Source organism: Xanthomonas axonopodis, from assembly GCF_001304695.1.
GTDB lineage: Bacteria > Pseudomonadota > Gammaproteobacteria > Xanthomonadales > Xanthomonadaceae > Xanthomonas > Xanthomonas axonopodis.
Map to the genome: position 1 here is coordinate 1 of NZ_JFAQ01000298.1, position 691 is coordinate 691.

Annotated in this window: 1 protein-coding gene; it reads left to right on the top strand. The window is 63.4% G+C overall.

From position 1 onward, the window contains the following. A partial coding sequence (locus XAXN_RS19875; protein ID WP_134984943.1) for an RNB domain-containing ribonuclease occupies positions 1–691 on the top strand: 691 nt, incomplete at both ends.

Consider the following 691-nt stretch of genomic DNA (forward strand, 5'->3'; position numbering starts at 1 on the left):
ACTATGTGCGTCCCGGGACGCCGCTGGACGACGAAGCGCAAAAGCGCGCCACCTCGGTGTATTTCCCCGGGTTCGTGGTGCCGATGCTGCCGGAGACATTGTCCAACGGCATCTGCTCGCTGATGCCCAAGGTCGATCGCATGTGCTTCGTCTGCGACATGCAGGTGGGACGCGATGGCGAAGTGACCGGCTCGCGTTTTTACGAGGCGGTGATGAATTCGCACGCACGCCTGACCTATAACCAGGTCTGGAAGGCGGTGGGCGAAGACGATGCCGACACCAAGGCCTTCATCGGCCCGTTGCTGCCGCAGGTGCAGCGCCTGCATCAGCTGTATCACGTGCTGTCGAAGGCGCGCACGCATCGTGGGGCGATCGAGTTCGAAACCTCCGAAGTGCGCTTCGTGCTCGACAACACCGGCGAAGTCACCCAGGCCGGCATGCTGGTGCGCAACGATGCGCACAAGCTGATCGAAGAATGCATGATCGCCGCCAATGTCGAGGCGGCGCGCTACCTGCTGAGCATGCATGTGCCCGCACCGTACCGCGTGCACGAGCGCCCGCCGGAGAGCAAGTACGAAGACCTGCTGGAGTTCCTCAAGGAATTCCAGCTGATCCTGCCGGCGTGGAGCAAGGTGCGCCCCGGTGACTACACCAAGCTGCTGAAGAAGGTGCGCGCGCGCCCGGATGCGGC